This window comes from Yersinia sp. 2553 StPb PI (assembly GCF_052217105.1).
Taxonomy (GTDB): Bacteria; Pseudomonadota; Gammaproteobacteria; order Enterobacterales; family Enterobacteriaceae; genus Yersinia; species Yersinia enterocolitica_E.
In genome coordinates this window covers 1,782,304-1,797,767 of record NZ_JAZGPX010000002.1, presented here as the reverse complement: position 1 = coordinate 1,797,767, position 15,464 = coordinate 1,782,304, and the positions used below count along the sequence as shown (strand labels likewise).

The following is a 15,464-nucleotide window of genomic DNA, read 5'->3' as shown; positions in this document are numbered from 1 at the left end:
GGGGATTGGTGGGGGGTGGATTAACCGCGACTAAATGCTTGATGGCGTGTAACTAAACCATTTTTCTTTGCGTTACGTTTGATTCGTTTTATCTCGTCTTGAGCTTGCGAAAGTGTTATCTCTCCTGCGTAAACCCTTTCCATGAGAGCCTTTCTCACATCCATGCTATCGGCTACAAGCCCATCAGCCTCCGCATTCTTTACTGCGTCACGCTTTTCTAAAGCAGCATCAAATTTTGAGCGCTCCATATCTCACCCTCTCGCCTTAATCATTGCGTCTGCCATCTGGTAGGCTTCTTCTGCTAAGTCATCGTTGCTGTACAATCTTTCAGGGTTCGCGCTCACACCCTGCATGTACTTAGCTGCCATGTAATCGCGCAGTTGCATACCAAGCCCAATGTGCGGCGTATCATTCAAATCACCGCACCACGGAAACGCTGGTCCGCCTGTTTTAATTTCATCTGTCATACATCACCTAATTTTGTTGGTTTAAATGTATAGGTTGGTGCAATTATCTTGTGCATGCAGTCACCTTTCTCGTTGTACTGCTGCAACATCTCCAGTACATCTTCATCGCTCTGCGTATCACCATGGCTGCCAACAATGCAGAGCAGATGAGTGTCAGCACCAAGATTGATTAGCGCCTTATACAGCTCACGAATAATCATCTGATCGATTCTCATGCATCACCTCATCTAGTGGTCTTGCCAAAGGCCCCTAAAAAAGAGCCAGTGGTAAGGTCACTCATTAGCGGTCACATAATTACCTCTCCAGTTTTGCGCCTGTTATCCATGGTCAGGCTCCCTATAGAATCTAGTGGTCTTATTGCTGCCACCGGTTAAGTGGCAGGGGTAAGGTCACTAATTTGGCTCGCGTGGTGTGTGGTTATAGCGGTGCCAGCCGTCTGTAAGCTCAAAGGTCGAGTAGTGTTCGCGACGCTCTGCAAATCCAAGCTCAACAGCTAAGGCGTGTAACTCATGACGGCGCTTAATTTGAGCCATGCCAATCCAGTCAGCATCAGCCTTTCGCTTCTGGCATTGCCTTGGTGTGGAGTCACGGTAATCAATTGCGCTTATCTTGCTGCTACGCTTCATGTCAGCTTTCATTTCACGCAGTATTCTCAGCATTGAGTCAATTCGCTGTTCATCAAGTGAACTCATCATTCATTCCTCATTTACCCGCCAATAAAAAAGGCCGCGTTATGCGACCCTGATAATCTGTGCTGGGATATTTAGCCACGCCCAGCCGTGGTTTCCCTGCTTTCCACAGTCAAAGGAAATTGATATGTTGGTTATTCCACAGTCAAAATAAGGAAATGGAAATGTCAGATAGATTAAGCCCGCTAAAATATCCAGACTACGCAGCTCACGAAGTGGTTATTGAGATGATAAAAGCAGGCAAAATTTCATACGCTAAAGATGCTATGGATGTCTTTACTCACGTTCTTGACCATTATCGTGCTGAATTGAAGCGGACTCAGGCTGAAAATAAAGTTCAATAAATGCCTCTCTTACCTCTCGAGCCAGTGTCTTAACTGGCTCTATTTTCTCATCCATTCCTACGCCTAACGTTGAAAGCCTGTTTGAAAGTGTCTGGGCTGCTATCAACTGCACTTCACGTGGTAGTTCTACAAATCTCATTCTCTTACCCCTTAACTATGTGGTGGGCTTCTCGTTGCGGCTCAGTAATTACAACGCTCAGCGTCATTACTCGACCGTCTGCATATATCCACTGAATAGGCTTGCCATCCTTTGCCAGCTTTTCAGCTACCAGACTGATTGCATCGTCAGTCACATCGAATTTTTCTGCTGTGAAAATCCGCACACCCTCAGCCATTCCCTTGGCTGGCTTACTGCGTCCTGCATAAATCTTTCCGGTAAGTGGCGAGTAACCAAGCGTTATAGGGTTAGTCATTATTTGTACCTCTGAATTTTTTAAGATGTTTATCAATCTGGGTTAGCGCTTCATCGAAGTAAGCTTTCTGGTCTTCGCTGTAGCCTTTGATGTGATTTTTCTCTTCGTAGAGATATCCACCAGGAGACCAAGCCGCAATAGCGCCGACCACCATCACTCTCTGCTTGCGTAGGCTCTCTTCTGAGTGCGCATTGTTATTAATTGATGTCAGTAGTACCGCGTTAGGCTTGCCTGTCATTTCTCACCCCTTAATAACGTGATAGCAGTCTTCACGAACGTTACGGAAGCCTGCTGCAAACTTAGCTACCTCTGGCAAACACAATCCGCCCTCAATTACCGGTTTGCGCTTGAACTCATATTCGAAGAGATACGAAGCGCGAATAATCTGCATCTTGTACGCCTTGACTCGACCAAACGCTGCTCTGGCAATCATCCGTAGCGGGGCAGGTGAGTAACCAGCACGTCTAACCAGCGAGACTGACTGAGCGTTAACCTGATACTTGCGACCGACTGACATAGGGTTAGCGATGGCATATGCCTGTTGCTTTTCTTTACGCTGTGCATCACGACGGCTGCGGCAATTTTCTTTGATAGTGTGCGGCTTAATCATGTTGTTCTCCTGAGGTAGCTTTGGTGGTGTGTACTGGGGAGGGTTACCCGTATCGACTCGCTTCTGGCTACTCTTATTCGCCCAATTTCTGCAAGCCTAGCTGCTTCACGTGCGACATATTCCAGTCCATTGACCTCTGGTCACACACCCCAAACCTATCTCGTTTGGTTATTTGCACTTTTCAGCGCTCGATTGAGTTTTAACTTCCTGTCGTGCTTTTGGCGTCCTGCCGTTTCGTTGAGATAGATATTGAACCAATAGTACGGATAATGCAAGAACCACAAGTACGAAATATTGATGTTAATGTGTACTTATGGTTTATTTTGTTGTTTTTAAAGGTAATTTATTTTAAAAATAATTCAGACGTGACCCTTCGCACCGGCTCTCAGGCGTGAAAAGTGTGCTAAATTGGGTGAAATTTATTCGTAAAGGGGTGAGATATGGATAGCGAACAAGAGTTTTTCGAGCAGCAGCGGCCGGAAGTGGCGCAAGTTATTGGTACTGCTGTGATGCAGCTACTAATAGAGAGTGAGGAAGTGTCGAAGGATTCGATAGCTGAGATGATAGAGGTACTGTATCAGGAGGAGCAGGTAACTTTAGCCGTCGAGTTAGCTATTGATATTCTGCGATTACCGCCAGAAGGCTGATTACAGGCACAAAAAACCCGGCAGCGGGGCCGGGTTAAGCGTGGGGTCAGTGTGGGGATGGCAGTTCAGGCCTGCGGACCGCCTCAAGTAAGCTTTCGATATCTTCGATCTCGCCTTTCTTTTTCTTTCTTTCAAGGTATGCAGGGAGATTCTCCACCGCGTATGTTGCGTAAAGCCACTTTCTAAAATCACCTAGAGCTTCAATTGGATAAATCCACGGCTTAATGAATGAGTTTGCTGCTGCCTGTCTGTAGCTATCTGGATATCTATGTGAAAACTTCACCCTTGGACGATACTTTTCTTCCATTTCATTGGCGCTCCAGTATTTACCCCAAGCGCCACCAACACTTCCATCAGGAACGGTATGATCGTTGACTGGCAGCCCACCATTAACAAGATGAACCATTAAATCGGCTATTTCACGGAAAACAGAGAAGTAATCATACGGAAGTTGATCGTTAAGGAGGATTCTCTCTTGGTAGTTTATCCAAGATTGAGTGATTTGATTTTCATGATAACCGGTTTTGCTATAGATGAATCGCTTGAACGAATCTCGGGCAAGAATTCTATAATTATTTCTGGCAGTTTCAGCATTAGACTGGCTGGCATCAAATGCATAATACTCCAGCACCGCCATGCAAACCTCACCTGTATAAGCATGAACCTCACCACCAACCCCTCTTGTCCTAATGTACAAAGACTCGCCAGAGTGACCCTGAGTTATAAGCGCCTCGAGAATTTTTCTTCCGCGGGGCTTTAGTTTTTCACTTTCCCAATTAGATGCAATGGCTTGGATAGCTGACGGCACAACACCGCACATTGTTGCAAGGCCTCGCATATTTAAATATGGGGACCCGTCTGAGAGTATCCCCATTTGAATGCCGTCTATTTCGACTTCTCTTACAGGAACCAGAGTTAAATTTAGCTGTACACCACTAGAGGGTATTCTTTTGTTATCCATATGAATTACCTTAGATTTTATTGTTCACCAAAATAACCCTGGAAATCTTAACGCGCTCCGGTCTTTGCCAGATTCGCTGTATTTGTTTACCCACCCCTCTATGGGCTAGCAGTGTTTTCGGTAAATATGAATATTATCAATACATATCCCACTGATGTTCAGTCCTTCACCCAGCAAGTCAAGCATACTCACTGCTACAAGCGAAAGGCTCACTATGCTTACTGCGACTAAAACTGTAGGAATCACATACTCTTTCATTAATCCTCCTTGAAATGTGAGCTAGCAGTGGGTTAGCTGAATGTCTCTTCGGGCCACTGAGCCTTAACTACCTTCCCGATGATCCGGCAGTTGTCATTGCATTCAATGCTTTGATAGCGAGGATTGGGGTTTAGAGGTTCCAACCATGGCTTGCCATCCTCCCAAACGAATTTCTTGAATGTCACCTCGGTATCGCCATAAATACCAGCCACGCAGAAATCACCAGGTTCAACATCTTCGGCTGGGTCAACCAAGATCAGCACTCCTTCAGGGAAGCTGGGCTTACTTCCTGATGGCGCAGTCATGGAGTGACCAGACACCTCAAGCCAGAACGCGGAATCACTAGCTTTTTTAGTCGTACCAATCCAACTCTTAGCGTCTCTTTCTGTATATGTTTCTACATCTGAAAAAGATCCCGCCTGAACATCCGTATAGAGCGGATATTCATAACTCCTACCAATATCTCTAGCAGCTTTTTTATCTCCCAGAACTGGACCTTCACCTTGCCCATGCTGAAGCCAGACAATATCAACTGATAAATATGATGCAAGCTTACTCATTACCTCTGGGCGCGGCATAGACTCAGCATTAAGCCATTTACTCACTGCCTTTGATGTGACGCCCGTAGCCTTAACCAAGGCAGTACCTCGACCGTGAAGACTTAATCCGGAGTTTTTACAGGCCAGTGCAAGCCTTTCCGAAAATTCTTTACGCACTTTATTATCTTGAACCATGAGTACGATAGTAAACCACTTGCAAAAACTTTCAGTTCAATCATAATCTGTACTGAAAGTACGAAAACAAGGAACTCCCATGGAAACTTTGGAAGTAGCAATCAAAGGCGTAGGGATTCCCGAAGTAGCTAAGGCTTGTGGTGTCAGTGAAAGGGCTGTTTATAAATGGCTCAAAAACGGATTTTTACCCAAGACTGAATTTTTCGGCAAAACCACATACGCGAACACGATAGAACGAATATCAGGTGGCAAGTACCACGCGACAGATTTACTTGATTTAAGTAAACGAAACCTATTAGCCGCTTAATCACCATCCGCATTAAACACTTCAATCGAGCGCTGAAAAGTGCACCACCAAAAAACTAATCAAAAGTGGCATTAGCTACGGCTTTGTCACGTAACAACATCTAAACCACAAGGGAAGAGTACGCAATGGAACGTGCAAGTAACAGCAAGAGAATTATGGAAGTTGAATCTGAGCTACGAAGCCGAATGGCTATCAAGGGCCAGAGCAAGTTTGCGCGGGAGGCTGGCTGGGCCGAATCAAAGGTAAGCCGGTTAAACGTACATGACATGGCAGTGACGTTTGTTCTTCTGGAGAAGATATGGGAGACGAGCGTGATAAGGGAAATCGCAAGGCAGGCTGTGATTGCGGTGACCGGAAAGCAAAAAGCCCCGCCTGCACGAACAGGAGAGGCTTCTCAAATAACTATCAATTTCTGAGGTAACTATACATGAGTTTATCTACGGTAGTAAACCCGACCATGACCAGCCAGGAGATAGCTGATCTCGTTGAGTCTCGTCATGACAAAGTTAAGCAGTCAATCGAAAGACTGGCACTTCGTGGAACAATTCAACTCCCCCCATTGGGGGAAGTTAAAAATCACCTTGGGCAATCGGTAGCTGTGTACCAAGTTGGCAAGCGAGACAGCTACATCGTCGTTGCCCAGCTTTCCCCTGAGTTCACAGCTCGATTAGTTGACCGCTGGCAGGAGTTGGAAAATCAGGCGCGCATTCCTCAAAACTTGCCAGATGCCTTGCGACTGGCGGCAGACCTCGCAGAAGAAAAACAGAAACTGGAAAATCAGCTTGCCATTGCAGCTCCGAAAGCTCAGTTCGTTGACAGCTACGTAACTGCAACCGGATCTCTTGGTTTTCGCGAAACGTGCAAACTTCTTCACATCAAAGAACCAGCCTTCCGTAAGTTCCTGCTCGATAGCGAGATCATGTATCTGCTGGCTGGGAAGCTAACGCCTTACGCTCAACACATCGATGCAGGTCGCTTCACTGTTAAAACAGGCGAGAACCTAACAAACGGTCACGCCTTCATCCAAAACAAGTTCACCCCCAAAGGCATCCAATGGATCGCCGGATTACTGGCTACTCATCAAATCAAGGATATTGCCGCATGAGTACAGCCAAGCTATTTGATATCAGCGCCGAACGCGAGCGCAGGAGCAACAGGATGGAGAACCAGAAGCTTGGTTATGTCCCGTTGTACCGAAGCATCAAGAAGAAACCTTGGCACAAAGATGTTTTCCTGCGGACTCTCTGGGAGGACCTGTTATTGGGTGCTCAAAGAAAGCCCCGTACGGTTAATTTCAAAGGTCACCAATGGAATCTTCAAGCCGGTCAACTGGTCACGACAGCGGCTGATTTAGGGCTATCTCTGTGCGATAGAGAAGGTAAGCCAACAAGCCGTGATGCGGTGGGCAGGATGCTCTCCTTTTTCGTCAAAGAAGGGATGATTGCAACGGGTGGAGAGAAGCGAAAAGGGACGGTAATAACTATCCTAAATTACGCTGAATATGCCGAAAAAATAGACAATTTACCCGCACATAACGCCGCACTTAAACCCGCACATGGGGAGGCCAGTAACGGCGCGGCTTTAGAGGGTGGTGCCGCACATAACGCCGCACTTAAACCCGCACATCATGAACAAGAAGGTAATAACAATAATATAAAACCCTTTACGTCAGAGAATTCTAACGAATCCCCTGACACCCCACCTAAGAAGCTTCCTGTAGTTCGTCCTGATGCTGCAATCCAAAGTGGTAAAAATTGGGGAACTGCTGATGACCTTAGAGCAGCTGAGTGGATGTTCAGCGCCGTGCTGATGATTGCCCCCGATGCTAAGAAGCCGTCTTTTGCTGGTTGGGCCAACAGCATCCGGTTGATGCGTGAACGGGACGGCAGGAATCACCGAGACATGTGCGTGCTCTTCAAGTGGGCCATGCAGGATAGTTTCTGGTGTGGCAACGTGCTTTGCCCGTCAACGCTACGCGAGAAATGGGACAAGCTGGACATTAAGCGCAAGAAACAGCAATCAGGCACTGCCACTGGTAAGCCTGTTATTGATTTTGATAACACTGACTGGATAAACGGGGTATCGGTATGAGAAATGTCGTCACAGCCATCCAGAACCGTGATGGTCAATCATTGCAGCAGATGTACGCCGCTGATAAGCCAAAGCAGCAGGTGCCAGAGCAGGCCGCGCAGATATTCAACGAGCTATTTCGCCAGTTGAAGGCTGCATTTCCAGCGCTGATGACCAGCATAAAAGACCAAAGCGACCTGAATGAGCTTCGCCGCCAGTGGGTTTTGGCATTCATCGAAAACGGGATTACCAGTATCGACCAAGTTAACGCTGGAATGAAGATCGCCCGTCAGCAGGCTACGCCGTTCCTACCGTCACCCGGTCAATTCATTACATGGTGTAAGCAGGGTGCCACCCGCGCCGCTGGGCTGCCTGATGCAGATGAGCTTTACGACATGGTGATGAAGTTCAGCGCTAAGCGTGATCTCTATGATAGCGCCGAGGCTTATCCATGGCCCACTTCAGCATGTTACTGGATGGTAACGAAGCTTAACTCTGAGCAAAAAGGGTTAGGGCTGAGCGAGCCAGAGCTTAGAAAGCGCTGTGTCAAAGAGCTGAGCACCATGTCGAAAAAAATCGAAGCGGGCGAACCAATACTCGCGCCAGTAGCGCAAATCCAGAAACTTCACATTCCGGTTAGCAACGAAAAAGCTTTGGATCACATTGCTGAAATCAAAGCAAAACTGAATGCAGCGAGGAAATCATGATGCTGATTGATGTTGAAGATTATGAAGTTATTGCAGCTTATGCCGGTAGTGATCGCTCTTGGCATGATCGAGTATCAACCAAAAAAGGCGTAAGACAGCACCTTATTTTCAGTGAGCGAATGGCGAAAACTGCAATTTTAGTAGCTAAGCATGAATCTAAATGTATCCGTGGTTCGAAATTTATCCCGTCGGTGGATGAATTCATCACATGGTGCAAACAGAGGAAATCATGATGGACATAACTAAATCGCAGTCTGACTTTGAAGCTTGGGTGATTACTTGGTGGCCCCAAAGCAAAACGATGATTGCTGAAAAGTTTGATGATGGCGGTTACTGGAACATGCCATTACAACAGTATTTTGAAGCATGGAAAGCGTCGCGTGAAAGCATTGAGGTGGAGTTGCCAGAGCGGGCCAAGCTAGAGCGTTCCGGAAAAAATAAAGGGCGATACGTTTGCTGGCCTTGCTCGTTTGATCCTGAATACGCGCTGGGAATAAACCACACAATAGACTGGTTTACCGAGGCCCTCCGCACTGCCGGTATTCGAATCAAGGGAGAGAGTGAATGAGCTACATATTTCTGATTATTGTCATTTCAAGCCAATCCTCAAACATGCAGGTTACTCCAATGCAGTCGATGGGGCAGTGTGAGGCTGCGATAAAATCCATTGATATATTGCGCGACCAAGGCTCTTGGAGTGATTACGTTCCACGGATTAACCAAGCGAAATGCGTTGAGGTAAAGCCATGAAAGCATTAGATAGTTTCACTGTAGAGAGACTTGAAGAAATAACTGAGTTGAAAGCATTATCATTCCCACCATCACATCATGAACTCGCAGCGTTAGCCAGAATCGCGTTAGCTGCAAAGAGGGCTGAGCCTGTTATCAATATCAAGTTCAAAGATGGCTGGCCAGTACCTGAATCTGTCGGTGTCGTTGATAGCGGTCAAAAGCTGGCTGATGGATATCACGACTTCTACACCACCCCACAGTTGAACTCTCCGGAGATACCGGAAGGTTGGAAGCTGGTTCCCAACGTAGTAACTACAGAAATGACTGATGCCGCAAGGATAATTGACGGTCGATTATCGGCGGAAAAGTACCACCGCATCTATCGCTTAATGCAAGCCGCCGCGCCGGATGGCAATAATAAAAGGTAAAAATCCAATGAAAAAAATCGATTGGCCTTGCGTGGGCGGATACGAGTGTTGGAATAAGTATTTTAAATATGATCAAAATACAGGCGTGCTGATAAATAAAATATCGCGTAGCAGTAAAGCTCTCGCCGGCGCACCGTGCGGCTGCGTTAATAGCAGTGGTTATTTGCAGGCAATGATTTTAGGCAAGACTCGTATGATTCATAGGATTATATGGGAGATGAACAATGGGCCAATACCAGAAAGAATGCAGGTTGATCATATTGATCACAACCGAACAAACAACCGGATAGATAATATGCGCATAGTAACCCATCAACAGAATAACCAAAATAGAACAATACCAAAAAACAACACAAGTGGAGCATGCGGGGTAGGTTGGCGTCAGTCTGAAAAAAAGTGGTATGCAAAGATAACTGTCAATGGAAAGCCAAAACATCTTGGTAGATTTAAAGATGTTAATGATGCCATATCAGCCAGAAAAGCCGCCGAAGCTAAATATGGATTTCATCCTAATCATGGGGATATGCATATCTGCACATCGGTGGAGGATAATTGAAAAAGGAAGCCGCCAATGGATAAACAAATATTCTTTCTACGAAACGAGCAAGTAAGACGAAATCTGATAGCAGCAATAAACCAACTCCCCCTCGATGACCACCACCCCATAACAATCCGCATTACCGACTTTGACCGCTCCCTACTGCAAAACAGCATGTTTCACGCTCTGTGTGGTGACGTGGCTAAACAGGCTTTGTGGATGGAGAAAGAGCGCAATCTGGTTCAGTGGAAAACGTTATTCGTGTCGGGCCACGCAATGGCAACCGGCATGGGCGCTGAAGTCGTACCTGGTCTAGAGGGTGAATTCTGCAACATTAGGGAATCAACCGCCAAGATGGGAATAAAGCGCATGACTAGCCTGATTGAATACAGTACGGCGTGGGCGGTCGGAAGTGGCGTGAAGCTGCGCGAGGTTCGCTACACCAATGATTATTTCGGGAGGGCAGCATGATTACTCTGATATTAGTCGCAGCTTATTTCTGGATGGCTGGCGTTGTATCTGAATGGGCACATGACATTCAAGGCAGTAAAGAAACAGTTTCGGGGTATGCAAGGGCGTTTTGCATTGGCATCACATGGCCCTATTGGATTTTCCTGTGCAAATCAGGAAGGCGACATGAATGAGCCGACAACGAAGCCCGACCCAGATAGCCATAGACAACCTGATATTCCGCAAGACCTCTCGAACCAAGCCTAAACCCCCAATCCCCGCCAGCGAAATACCCACATATGACCACATATGCGTTTTGCTGCGCGCCAAATTCGACAGAGTAAGGAGAACGCGATGTTAACGCTTAAGCACTTTCTCGACAGGCCAACATGGGCCGCCGCAGCTGGCTATGACTTTAATATCATTGATTGCATGTCATACGCCGCCGCCCTATACGGCGATATCTGGTCAACCCTGCGAGACCATATATTGGACTTTCCCGATATTGAGGTTCGCGAGGTGCCGCTATCGATACTGATCATGCTTGCCGGATTATTCGGGATTGTTGTTTACCCATTCATTTTCTGGATATTTGGCATAATCCTCAACGTTGGGTGTCGGAGAGTTAGAGCCAAATACCATGGGCAGCCTCAATCTGAGGTTGTTCAAGTAAACCTGCGCGACTGGTTGAATAAGTGCGAGAAGAAATTCAACAAAGGCGGTCGCCATGCCTGAACTCCCCCAATCAATATGTATCTTCTGCTTCCTGATGCTTAACAAGGGTGAAACCTACGCTCATCAGAAATGCATTGATAAAGCAGCGAAGGAGAAAAGAGATGGCGAACTTACGCAAAGAGGCTAGAGGCCGCGAGTGCCAAGTTAGGCTGCCTGGTATCTGTAACGGCAATAACGAGACCGTGGTGCTGGCCCACTACCGGCTATCGGGAATATGTGGCACTGGAATCAAGCCGCCTGACCTGTTCGGCGCATGGTGCTGCTCTGCGTGTCATGACGAGATAGACCGGCGTACGCACATCATGGATATAGAGAGTGCGCACTTGGCTCACCTGGAGGGAATGGTGAGAACGCAGGCAATTCTGCTGTCGGAGAATAAGGTGAAGATATGACCGAATATCACATAGACCTACCCTGGCCGCCCAGCGTTAACACATACTGGAGACACGCAAGGGGAAGGCACTACATCAGCGAGAAAGGCACCAAATACCGACAAGCAGTAATCGATACCATCAAACAGCTAAACCTCGATATCAACACCTCCGCACGACTCAAAGTATCAATATCAGCACACGTACCAGACCGCCGCCGCCGTGACTTAGACAACCTGCAAAAGGCTGTCTTTGATTCACTGGTACACGCTGGATTTATGCAGGACGACGAGCAGATAGATGATTTCAGGGTTAGGCGGCAGCCGATGGAGAAGGGTGGGCGGTTATCAATATTCATTACTGAATTGGAGGCAGAGTGATAATCATTTTATTCGTCTCGATATACATCCCAGACCGGTTTAAAAGTCGCTTGTGGAGACTGTGGGAGTATCGGTTGCTTTTTCGTCTGGGAAAGGCTCGCTACGGATTTGAGATGGAGTACTCAATAATCAAGGTTTTAATGAGCAACTTCATACATTGCGAACTTAGATCGCGCAGCACTGTTAACACTGACGAGCAGAGGGCAGCATGAGACTGGAATCAATAACGAAACACTTCTTCGCTAAATCCACAATGATTAGCGACTCTCCACGGGCAACGGCTTCTGATTCACTTACCGGCACCGATATCATGGCAGCGTTAGGGTTGGCAGACCTTAAAAGCGGCTTCGGGCTGGAATTGTTCTTGGCAAAGCAGGGGATCAGTAATCCGCATCGCGCCGTGGAAAGTCTTACTCAATATGCGCTGAAAGAATCCGTTAAGTACAAAGCAATCTCAAAGCTCGATAAGAATATTAAACAAAGCGTCGTGCAAACTCTCGCAAGATATGCGTTTGCTGATTATGCGCGGAGTGCGGCAAGTGTTCGCGAATGTGAATGTTGCAAGGGTGAGGGCTTTATCGAGGCTGATGTTTTCACAATGAAAAGCCACTACACGATGGGGCTACCTGAGTGGGCTAAAGCCCTTGGCCAGAGCCCGAGTGATTTCGAGGTGAAGCGAAAGGTGCCAGAGGTAGTGCGACTGCTCTGCAAAGCATGCGGGGGGAAGAGGGTTGTTAGTAATGCATGCCGGTGCCACGGAAAAGGGAAAGTACTGGATCAGGAGCAAACAGAACTCCAGGGTATTCCAGTAATGAAGAATTGTGATAAGTGCTCTGCCCGTGGCTATGCAAGACTGCCAGCAGAAACAGTGAGGTTGTTCATTTGCGAGAACATCACTGAAATTACCCAGCCAACATGGTCACGTAACTTCAAGCCATTCTATGAAATGCTGATAACTAAATGCCATCAAGAGGAGGATTTAGCAGATTCAGAACTACAAAAAGTCACAAAAGGAGAAAATATTGCTGCATAAATTCGGATATAAAGAAAATATCCATTGTGTTATTGAATGGAATGGACTAATCTGACTCTAACGATGGGTTACTGCATTCGTTCAGAGATAAAAAGACTCAAGGCCCAGCCCTAACCGGTTGGGCTTTTTGCATTCTACATTCGCATGGGTACTGGATTGGTTAATCCAATCGTTGTGAAACAGTATCCAGCCGAATGCGTTAAGTAACTCCACGCATAACCATATCGAGCAAGTCCTCGGATTGGTGCCCTCATTGGTGAGGGTAGCATTCATTAACTGCATGAAAACATTAACGTACGAATGTGGTGAATCGGTTAAATCCAACACTCGCCAAGGCGGGCATCACATACCAACTTTTAAGGCTCACTTCGGTGGGCCTTTTTTATTTCCACTACGCACCCAGCCCGTCCGGGAGGGGGAGATATGAAAATGCCAAAAAATGACCCCGGCTCATACGGTCTTATCGTTTGGGTGCTTATTGCTGCGATGTCCATTTATGGCGGCATTGTTAAATACATCATCGACACCAAAACGAATAAAACCACATGGAGCTGGGTTGCGGCATTCGCTCAAGTTGCCGTGTCGGGGTTCGCTGGATTAATTGGCGGGCTGATCAGTATCGAATCAGGACTCAGTATTTACTACGTTCTGGTTGTTGCTGGCATGAGCGGAACCATGGGTAGTGTGGCGCTCTCCTTCTTCTGGGAAAAAATTACAGGAATGAAGACTAATGCAAACCAATAAATTTCGGTTTAGCCAGCGCAGTGAGAACAACTTGAAAGGCGTTAACCCGGCATTAGTGAAAATCGTTCGCCGTGCCTTGGAGTTATCGCCTGTTGATTTTGGTGTAACTGAGGGGCTCCGAACTGTTGCCCGACAAAAAGAGTTGGTAGCCAAGGGTGCCAGCCAGACCATGAATAGTAGGCATATTACTGGCCACGCTATCGACGTATTTGCTTACCCTACCGCAAGTGGCTCATGGGAATGGAAATACTACGAACAGATAGCGACGGCATTCAAACAGGCCGCTAAAGAAGTTGGCGTTCCTATTGAGTGGGGCGGCGACTGGAAGACACTAAAAGATGGGCCTCACTTCCAGCTACCACACAAAGAATATCCGGCATGAATCGGGTAACGGCAATACTCATCGCTATGCTGTTTTTGCTTTCATTCGGTGTCTACTACTACCAAGACGCATACAGTAAAGCTGAACACAATTTGACGCTGGCGAAAGACACAATCACCGACATGCAAACACGTCAGCGTGATGTTGCCGCGCTTGATTCGAAATACACGAAGGAACTAGCTGATGCTAAAAGCAAGCTTGATGATTTGCAGCGCTGCGTTGCTGCTGGCAAGTGCGGGTTGCGTGTCAACGTCGTCAAGCAAGCCACCGCCACCTCCGGCATGGATGATGCAGCCAGCGCCCGACTTACTGACTCCGCTCAACGGGATTATTTCACTCTCAGAGAGCGAATCGGAATTGCAACCAGCCAAATAAGCGGCTTACAGGACTACATCACTAACGTGTGCCTGGCTAAGTAGAATTCCCCCAACAAGGAATAGATAGCTTCTCTCGATGGAGGTGATCGCCTGTTTCACAGGGCCATTCTTGCTGACTGGTAAGCCGTAAGTGGTGTAGCAACGCCGAGAGGAGTAGCAAAGCCGCGAACAAAGAACATGAAGGCTCAGTTTAACGACTGGGCCTTTTTTATACCCGTAATACCCCGCGCACCGAAAGCGCAATAACCCACCGAAGAACCTGTTTAGGAATGAAGCCTGTGGATCCCAGCATGACTGGCGAGTCTCTTCGGGCTGCTATCCATTTCGGCAGGCTTCATCTCTAAAAAGGTAATCGCCATGCAATATCCAGTTAATGACCAAGTAATGTCTATGACCAGCATTGAAATAGCTGAGATGGTAGAAAAGCGACATGACAATGTTAAACGAACTATCGAAACGCTGATTGAAAAGGGCGTGATAGCTTCTCCTCATTTTGAGGAAAAGCCCACAGCAGGACGGCCATTGTCTATTTACGTTTTTGAAGGTGAGCAGGGGAAGCGAGACAGTATTATTGTTGTCGCCCAACTATCACCAGAATTTACCGCCAAGCTAGTAGACCGCTGGCAAGAATTAGAAAAGGCTGCAAATCAACCCATTCGAATACCTCAATCTCTGCCAGAAGCCTTACGTTTGGCCGCTGACCTAGCCGAGCAGAAAGCCCAACTAGAAAACAAGTTGGCTATTGCCGCTCCAAAGATTGATTTCGTTGATAACTACGTCAATGCATCCGGTTCATTTGGTTTCCGTGAGGCTTGCAAGCTACTGAAGGCGAAAGAGCCAGATTTCAGGGCGTTCCTGATTGCTTCGAATGTTATGTATGTTCTTGGTGGAAAGATGACACCTCGCGCTCCGCATATTGATGCAGGCCGATTCACTGTAAAGACAGGTGAGAACCTTAACAACGGGCATGCATTTACCCAGGCTAAATTCACACCGAAGGGTATTCAGTGGATAGCGGGGTTGTGGGCATCGTGGCAGTTGAATAATCAAGCCGCATGACTCCTTGAAACCAAGGAAACCAAGGTTG

The 15,464-nt window shown here is 47.1% G+C and carries 29 protein-coding genes; 20 read left to right on the top strand and 9 right to left on the bottom strand.

What is annotated here, in order from left to right:
• Nucleotides 1-20: 20 nt before the first annotated feature.
• The 4 genes from V2A84_RS09630 to V2A84_RS09615 all read right to left on the bottom strand — a co-directional run bounded on the left by V2A84_RS09630 (nucleotide 21) and on the right by V2A84_RS09615 (nucleotide 1,162).
• A complete protein-coding gene (locus V2A84_RS09630; RefSeq protein WP_442848760.1) occupies nucleotides 21-248 on the bottom strand; it encodes a hypothetical protein in 228 nt (75 codons plus the stop codon).
• A 3-nt stretch (nucleotides 249-251) separates the two neighbouring features.
• Nucleotides 252-467 carry a hypothetical protein gene (locus V2A84_RS09625; protein ID WP_442848759.1) on the bottom strand — a complete coding sequence of 72 codons (216 nt, stop codon included), beginning with the start codon at nucleotides 465-467 and terminating at the stop codon, nucleotides 252-254.
• Complete coding sequence (locus V2A84_RS09620; protein ID WP_442848758.1) at nucleotides 464-682, bottom strand: hypothetical protein; 219 nt, start codon at nucleotides 680-682, stop codon at nucleotides 464-466. The genes V2A84_RS09625 and V2A84_RS09620 overlap by 4 nt, the downstream gene beginning before the upstream one ends.
• A 177-nt stretch (nucleotides 683-859) precedes the next feature.
• A complete protein-coding gene (locus V2A84_RS09615; RefSeq protein ID WP_230845503.1) occupies nucleotides 860-1,162 on the bottom strand; it encodes a regulator in 303 nt (100 codons plus the stop codon).
• Nucleotides 1,163-1,320: 158 nt separating this feature from the next.
• Here V2A84_RS09615 and V2A84_RS09610 point away from each other — a divergent pair, with 158 nt between their 5' ends.
• Entirely contained in the window at nucleotides 1,321-1,500 is a 180-nt protein-coding gene (locus V2A84_RS09610) for a hypothetical protein (RefSeq protein WP_050311061.1), read from the top strand.
• 143 nt (nucleotides 1,501-1,643) lie between these two features.
• On the opposite strand, the gene V2A84_RS09605 is transcribed toward V2A84_RS09610, so the two are convergent.
• From V2A84_RS09605 to V2A84_RS09595, 3 genes are read right to left on the bottom strand one after another with little or no spacing between them, the layout of a single operon-like run.
• A complete protein-coding gene (locus V2A84_RS09605; RefSeq protein ID WP_442848757.1) occupies nucleotides 1,644-1,913 on the bottom strand; it encodes a DUF7446 family protein in 270 nt (89 codons plus the stop codon).
• The gene (locus V2A84_RS09600; RefSeq protein ID WP_442848756.1) at nucleotides 1,906-2,151 is read right to left on the bottom strand and encodes a hypothetical protein; all 246 of its coding nucleotides are present in this window, start codon (nucleotides 2,149-2,151) and stop codon (nucleotides 1,906-1,908) included. Before V2A84_RS09600 ends, V2A84_RS09605 begins: the two co-directional genes overlap by 8 nt.
• Nucleotides 2,152-2,154: 3 nt before the next feature.
• Nucleotides 2,155-2,523: a hypothetical protein gene (locus tag V2A84_RS09595; protein WP_442848755.1), complete on the bottom strand. Its 369-nt coding sequence runs from the start codon at nucleotides 2,521-2,523 to the stop codon at nucleotides 2,155-2,157.
• A gap of 440 nt (nucleotides 2,524-2,963) precedes the next feature.
• Between V2A84_RS09595 and V2A84_RS09590 the strand changes: the two genes are divergently transcribed.
• Nucleotides 2,964-3,170: a hypothetical protein gene (locus V2A84_RS09590; protein ID WP_048901719.1), complete on the top strand. Its 207-nt coding sequence runs from the start codon at nucleotides 2,964-2,966 to the stop codon at nucleotides 3,168-3,170.
• A 46-nt stretch (nucleotides 3,171-3,216) separates the two neighbouring features.
• Here the strand turns inward: V2A84_RS09590 and V2A84_RS09585 are convergent, their stop codons facing one another.
• Both V2A84_RS09585 and V2A84_RS09580 read right to left on the bottom strand, forming a co-directional pair.
• Entirely contained in the window at nucleotides 3,217-4,131 is a 915-nt protein-coding gene (locus V2A84_RS09585; protein ID WP_071708707.1) for a hypothetical protein, read from the bottom strand.
• 290 nt (nucleotides 4,132-4,421) lie between these two features.
• A complete protein-coding gene (locus V2A84_RS09580; protein WP_442848754.1) occupies nucleotides 4,422-5,105 on the bottom strand; it encodes a LexA family protein in 684 nt (227 codons plus the stop codon).
• A gap of 97 nt (nucleotides 5,106-5,202) precedes the next feature.
• Between V2A84_RS09580 and V2A84_RS09575 the strand changes: the two genes are divergently transcribed.
• The 18 genes from V2A84_RS09575 to V2A84_RS09490 all read left to right on the top strand — a co-directional run bounded on the left by V2A84_RS09575 (nucleotide 5,203) and on the right by V2A84_RS09490 (nucleotide 15,436).
• Complete coding sequence (locus tag V2A84_RS09575) at nucleotides 5,203-5,430, top strand: helix-turn-helix domain-containing protein (RefSeq protein WP_442848753.1); 228 nt, start codon at nucleotides 5,203-5,205, stop codon at nucleotides 5,428-5,430.
• A 125-nt stretch (nucleotides 5,431-5,555) separates the two neighbouring features.
• Nucleotides 5,556-5,846, top strand: coding sequence for a CII family transcriptional regulator (locus tag V2A84_RS09570; RefSeq protein ID WP_050151433.1), 291 nt, complete (start codon nucleotides 5,556-5,558; stop codon nucleotides 5,844-5,846).
• 11 nt (nucleotides 5,847-5,857) lie between these two features.
• Nucleotides 5,858-6,535, top strand: a complete 678-nt coding sequence (locus tag V2A84_RS09565) for a phage antirepressor KilAC domain-containing protein (protein WP_442848752.1) — start codon at nucleotides 5,858-5,860, stop codon at nucleotides 6,533-6,535.
• 53 nt (nucleotides 6,536-6,588) lie between these two features.
• Nucleotides 6,589-7,521: a replication protein gene (locus V2A84_RS09560; RefSeq protein ID WP_442849123.1), complete on the top strand. Its 933-nt coding sequence runs from the start codon at nucleotides 6,589-6,591 to the stop codon at nucleotides 7,519-7,521.
• Nucleotides 7,518-8,207, top strand: coding sequence for a replication protein P (locus V2A84_RS09555; RefSeq protein WP_442848751.1), 690 nt, complete (start codon nucleotides 7,518-7,520; stop codon nucleotides 8,205-8,207). Before V2A84_RS09560 ends, V2A84_RS09555 begins: the two co-directional genes overlap by 4 nt.
• Nucleotides 8,204-8,440: a hypothetical protein gene (locus tag V2A84_RS09550; protein WP_442848750.1), complete on the top strand. Its 237-nt coding sequence runs from the start codon at nucleotides 8,204-8,206 to the stop codon at nucleotides 8,438-8,440. The genes V2A84_RS09555 and V2A84_RS09550 overlap by 4 nt, the downstream gene beginning before the upstream one ends.
• Nucleotides 8,437-8,775 (top strand): hypothetical protein, encoded by a 339-nt coding sequence (locus tag V2A84_RS09545; RefSeq protein ID WP_442848749.1) that lies wholly within the window; start codon nucleotides 8,437-8,439, stop codon nucleotides 8,773-8,775. The genes V2A84_RS09550 and V2A84_RS09545 overlap by 4 nt, the downstream gene beginning before the upstream one ends.
• 178 nt (nucleotides 8,776-8,953) lie before the next feature.
• The gene (locus V2A84_RS09540) at nucleotides 8,954-9,367 is read left to right on the top strand and encodes a hypothetical protein (protein WP_442848748.1); all 414 of its coding nucleotides are present in this window, start codon (nucleotides 8,954-8,956) and stop codon (nucleotides 9,365-9,367) included.
• Nucleotides 9,368-9,374: 7 nt separating this feature from the next.
• Nucleotides 9,375-9,923, top strand: coding sequence for an HNH endonuclease signature motif containing protein (locus V2A84_RS09535; RefSeq protein ID WP_442848747.1), 549 nt, complete (start codon nucleotides 9,375-9,377; stop codon nucleotides 9,921-9,923).
• Nucleotides 9,924-9,938: 15 nt separating this feature from the next.
• Entirely contained in the window at nucleotides 9,939-10,376 is a 438-nt protein-coding gene (locus tag V2A84_RS09530) for a recombination protein NinB (RefSeq protein WP_042546560.1), read from the top strand.
• A 333-nt stretch (nucleotides 10,377-10,709) separates the two neighbouring features.
• Nucleotides 10,710-11,090, top strand: coding sequence for a hypothetical protein (locus V2A84_RS09525; RefSeq protein WP_442848746.1), 381 nt, complete (start codon nucleotides 10,710-10,712; stop codon nucleotides 11,088-11,090).
• Nucleotides 11,091-11,191: 101 nt separating this feature from the next.
• Nucleotides 11,192-11,482: a DUF1364 domain-containing protein gene (locus tag V2A84_RS09520; RefSeq protein WP_042562425.1), complete on the top strand. Its 291-nt coding sequence runs from the start codon at nucleotides 11,192-11,194 to the stop codon at nucleotides 11,480-11,482.
• On the top strand, nucleotides 11,479-11,841 hold the full coding sequence (locus V2A84_RS09515) for a RusA family crossover junction endodeoxyribonuclease (protein ID WP_442848745.1): 363 nt from the start codon (nucleotides 11,479-11,481) through the stop codon (nucleotides 11,839-11,841). The genes V2A84_RS09520 and V2A84_RS09515 overlap by 4 nt, the downstream gene beginning before the upstream one ends.
• A gap of 208 nt (nucleotides 11,842-12,049) precedes the next feature.
• A complete protein-coding gene (locus tag V2A84_RS09510; RefSeq protein ID WP_442848744.1) occupies nucleotides 12,050-12,874 on the top strand; it encodes an antitermination protein Q in 825 nt (274 codons plus the stop codon).
• Nucleotides 12,875-13,297: 423 nt separating this feature from the next.
• On the top strand, nucleotides 13,298-13,618 hold the full coding sequence (locus V2A84_RS09505; protein WP_050126525.1) for a phage holin family protein: 321 nt from the start codon (nucleotides 13,298-13,300) through the stop codon (nucleotides 13,616-13,618).
• Complete coding sequence (locus tag V2A84_RS09500) at nucleotides 13,605-14,000, top strand: M15 family metallopeptidase (RefSeq protein ID WP_442848743.1); 396 nt, start codon at nucleotides 13,605-13,607, stop codon at nucleotides 13,998-14,000. The genes V2A84_RS09505 and V2A84_RS09500 overlap by 14 nt, the downstream gene beginning before the upstream one ends.
• Nucleotides 13,997-14,419 carry a lysis protein gene (locus V2A84_RS09495; protein ID WP_442848742.1) on the top strand — a complete coding sequence of 141 codons (423 nt, stop codon included), beginning with the start codon at nucleotides 13,997-13,999 and terminating at the stop codon, nucleotides 14,417-14,419. The genes V2A84_RS09500 and V2A84_RS09495 overlap by 4 nt, the downstream gene beginning before the upstream one ends.
• A 315-nt stretch (nucleotides 14,420-14,734) precedes the next feature.
• Nucleotides 14,735-15,436: a phage antirepressor KilAC domain-containing protein gene (locus V2A84_RS09490; RefSeq protein ID WP_442848741.1), complete on the top strand. Its 702-nt coding sequence runs from the start codon at nucleotides 14,735-14,737 to the stop codon at nucleotides 15,434-15,436.
• Nucleotides 15,437-15,464: the final 28 nt, after the last annotated feature.

Coding starts and splice junctions, on each gene's coding strand:
- V2A84_RS09620 (WP_442848758.1), bottom strand. CDS start 682: ATGAGAATCGATCAGATGATTATTCGTGAGCTGTATAAGGCGCTAATC.
- V2A84_RS09590 (WP_048901719.1), top strand. CDS start 2,964: ATGGATAGCGAACAAGAGTTTTTCGAGCAGCAGCGGCCGGAAGTGGCG.
- V2A84_RS09550 (WP_442848750.1), top strand. CDS start 8,204: ATGATGCTGATTGATGTTGAAGATTATGAAGTTATTGCAGCTTATGCC.
- V2A84_RS09585 (WP_071708707.1), bottom strand. CDS start 4,131: ATGGATAACAAAAGAATACCCTCTAGTGGTGTACAGCTAAATTTAACT.
- V2A84_RS09565 (WP_442848752.1), top strand. CDS start 5,858: ATGAGTTTATCTACGGTAGTAAACCCGACCATGACCAGCCAGGAGATA.
- V2A84_RS09555 (WP_442848751.1), top strand. CDS start 7,518: ATGAGAAATGTCGTCACAGCCATCCAGAACCGTGATGGTCAATCATTG.
- V2A84_RS09515 (WP_442848745.1), top strand. CDS start 11,479: ATGACCGAATATCACATAGACCTACCCTGGCCGCCCAGCGTTAACACA.
- V2A84_RS09600 (WP_442848756.1), bottom strand. CDS start 2,151: ATGACAGGCAAGCCTAACGCGGTACTACTGACATCAATTAATAACAAT.
- V2A84_RS09630 (WP_442848760.1), bottom strand. CDS start 248: ATGGAGCGCTCAAAATTTGATGCTGCTTTAGAAAAGCGTGACGCAGTA.
- V2A84_RS09625 (WP_442848759.1), bottom strand. CDS start 467: ATGACAGATGAAATTAAAACAGGCGGACCAGCGTTTCCGTGGTGCGGT.
- V2A84_RS09530 (WP_042546560.1), top strand. CDS start 9,939: ATGGATAAACAAATATTCTTTCTACGAAACGAGCAAGTAAGACGAAAT.
- V2A84_RS09595 (WP_442848755.1), bottom strand. CDS start 2,523: ATGATTAAGCCGCACACTATCAAAGAAAATTGCCGCAGCCGTCGTGAT.
- V2A84_RS09490 (WP_442848741.1), top strand. CDS start 14,735: ATGCAATATCCAGTTAATGACCAAGTAATGTCTATGACCAGCATTGAA.
- V2A84_RS09495 (WP_442848742.1), top strand. CDS start 13,997: ATGAATCGGGTAACGGCAATACTCATCGCTATGCTGTTTTTGCTTTCA.
- V2A84_RS09510 (WP_442848744.1), top strand. CDS start 12,050: ATGAGACTGGAATCAATAACGAAACACTTCTTCGCTAAATCCACAATG.
- V2A84_RS09500 (WP_442848743.1), top strand. CDS start 13,605: ATGCAAACCAATAAATTTCGGTTTAGCCAGCGCAGTGAGAACAACTTG.
- V2A84_RS09610 (WP_050311061.1), top strand. CDS start 1,321: ATGTCAGATAGATTAAGCCCGCTAAAATATCCAGACTACGCAGCTCAC.
- V2A84_RS09525 (WP_442848746.1), top strand. CDS start 10,710: ATGTTAACGCTTAAGCACTTTCTCGACAGGCCAACATGGGCCGCCGCA.
- V2A84_RS09615 (WP_230845503.1), bottom strand. CDS start 1,162: ATGATGAGTTCACTTGATGAACAGCGAATTGACTCAATGCTGAGAATA.
- V2A84_RS09540 (WP_442848748.1), top strand. CDS start 8,954: ATGAAAGCATTAGATAGTTTCACTGTAGAGAGACTTGAAGAAATAACT.
- V2A84_RS09560 (WP_442849123.1), top strand. CDS start 6,589: ATGGAGAACCAGAAGCTTGGTTATGTCCCGTTGTACCGAAGCATCAAG.
- V2A84_RS09605 (WP_442848757.1), bottom strand. CDS start 1,913: ATGACTAACCCTATAACGCTTGGTTACTCGCCACTTACCGGAAAGATT.
- V2A84_RS09545 (WP_442848749.1), top strand. CDS start 8,437: ATGATGGACATAACTAAATCGCAGTCTGACTTTGAAGCTTGGGTGATT.
- V2A84_RS09570 (WP_050151433.1), top strand. CDS start 5,556: ATGGAACGTGCAAGTAACAGCAAGAGAATTATGGAAGTTGAATCTGAG.
- V2A84_RS09505 (WP_050126525.1), top strand. CDS start 13,298: ATGAAAATGCCAAAAAATGACCCCGGCTCATACGGTCTTATCGTTTGG.
- V2A84_RS09575 (WP_442848753.1), top strand. CDS start 5,203: ATGGAAACTTTGGAAGTAGCAATCAAAGGCGTAGGGATTCCCGAAGTA.
- V2A84_RS09520 (WP_042562425.1), top strand. CDS start 11,192: ATGGCGAACTTACGCAAAGAGGCTAGAGGCCGCGAGTGCCAAGTTAGG.
- V2A84_RS09535 (WP_442848747.1), top strand. CDS start 9,375: ATGAAAAAAATCGATTGGCCTTGCGTGGGCGGATACGAGTGTTGGAAT.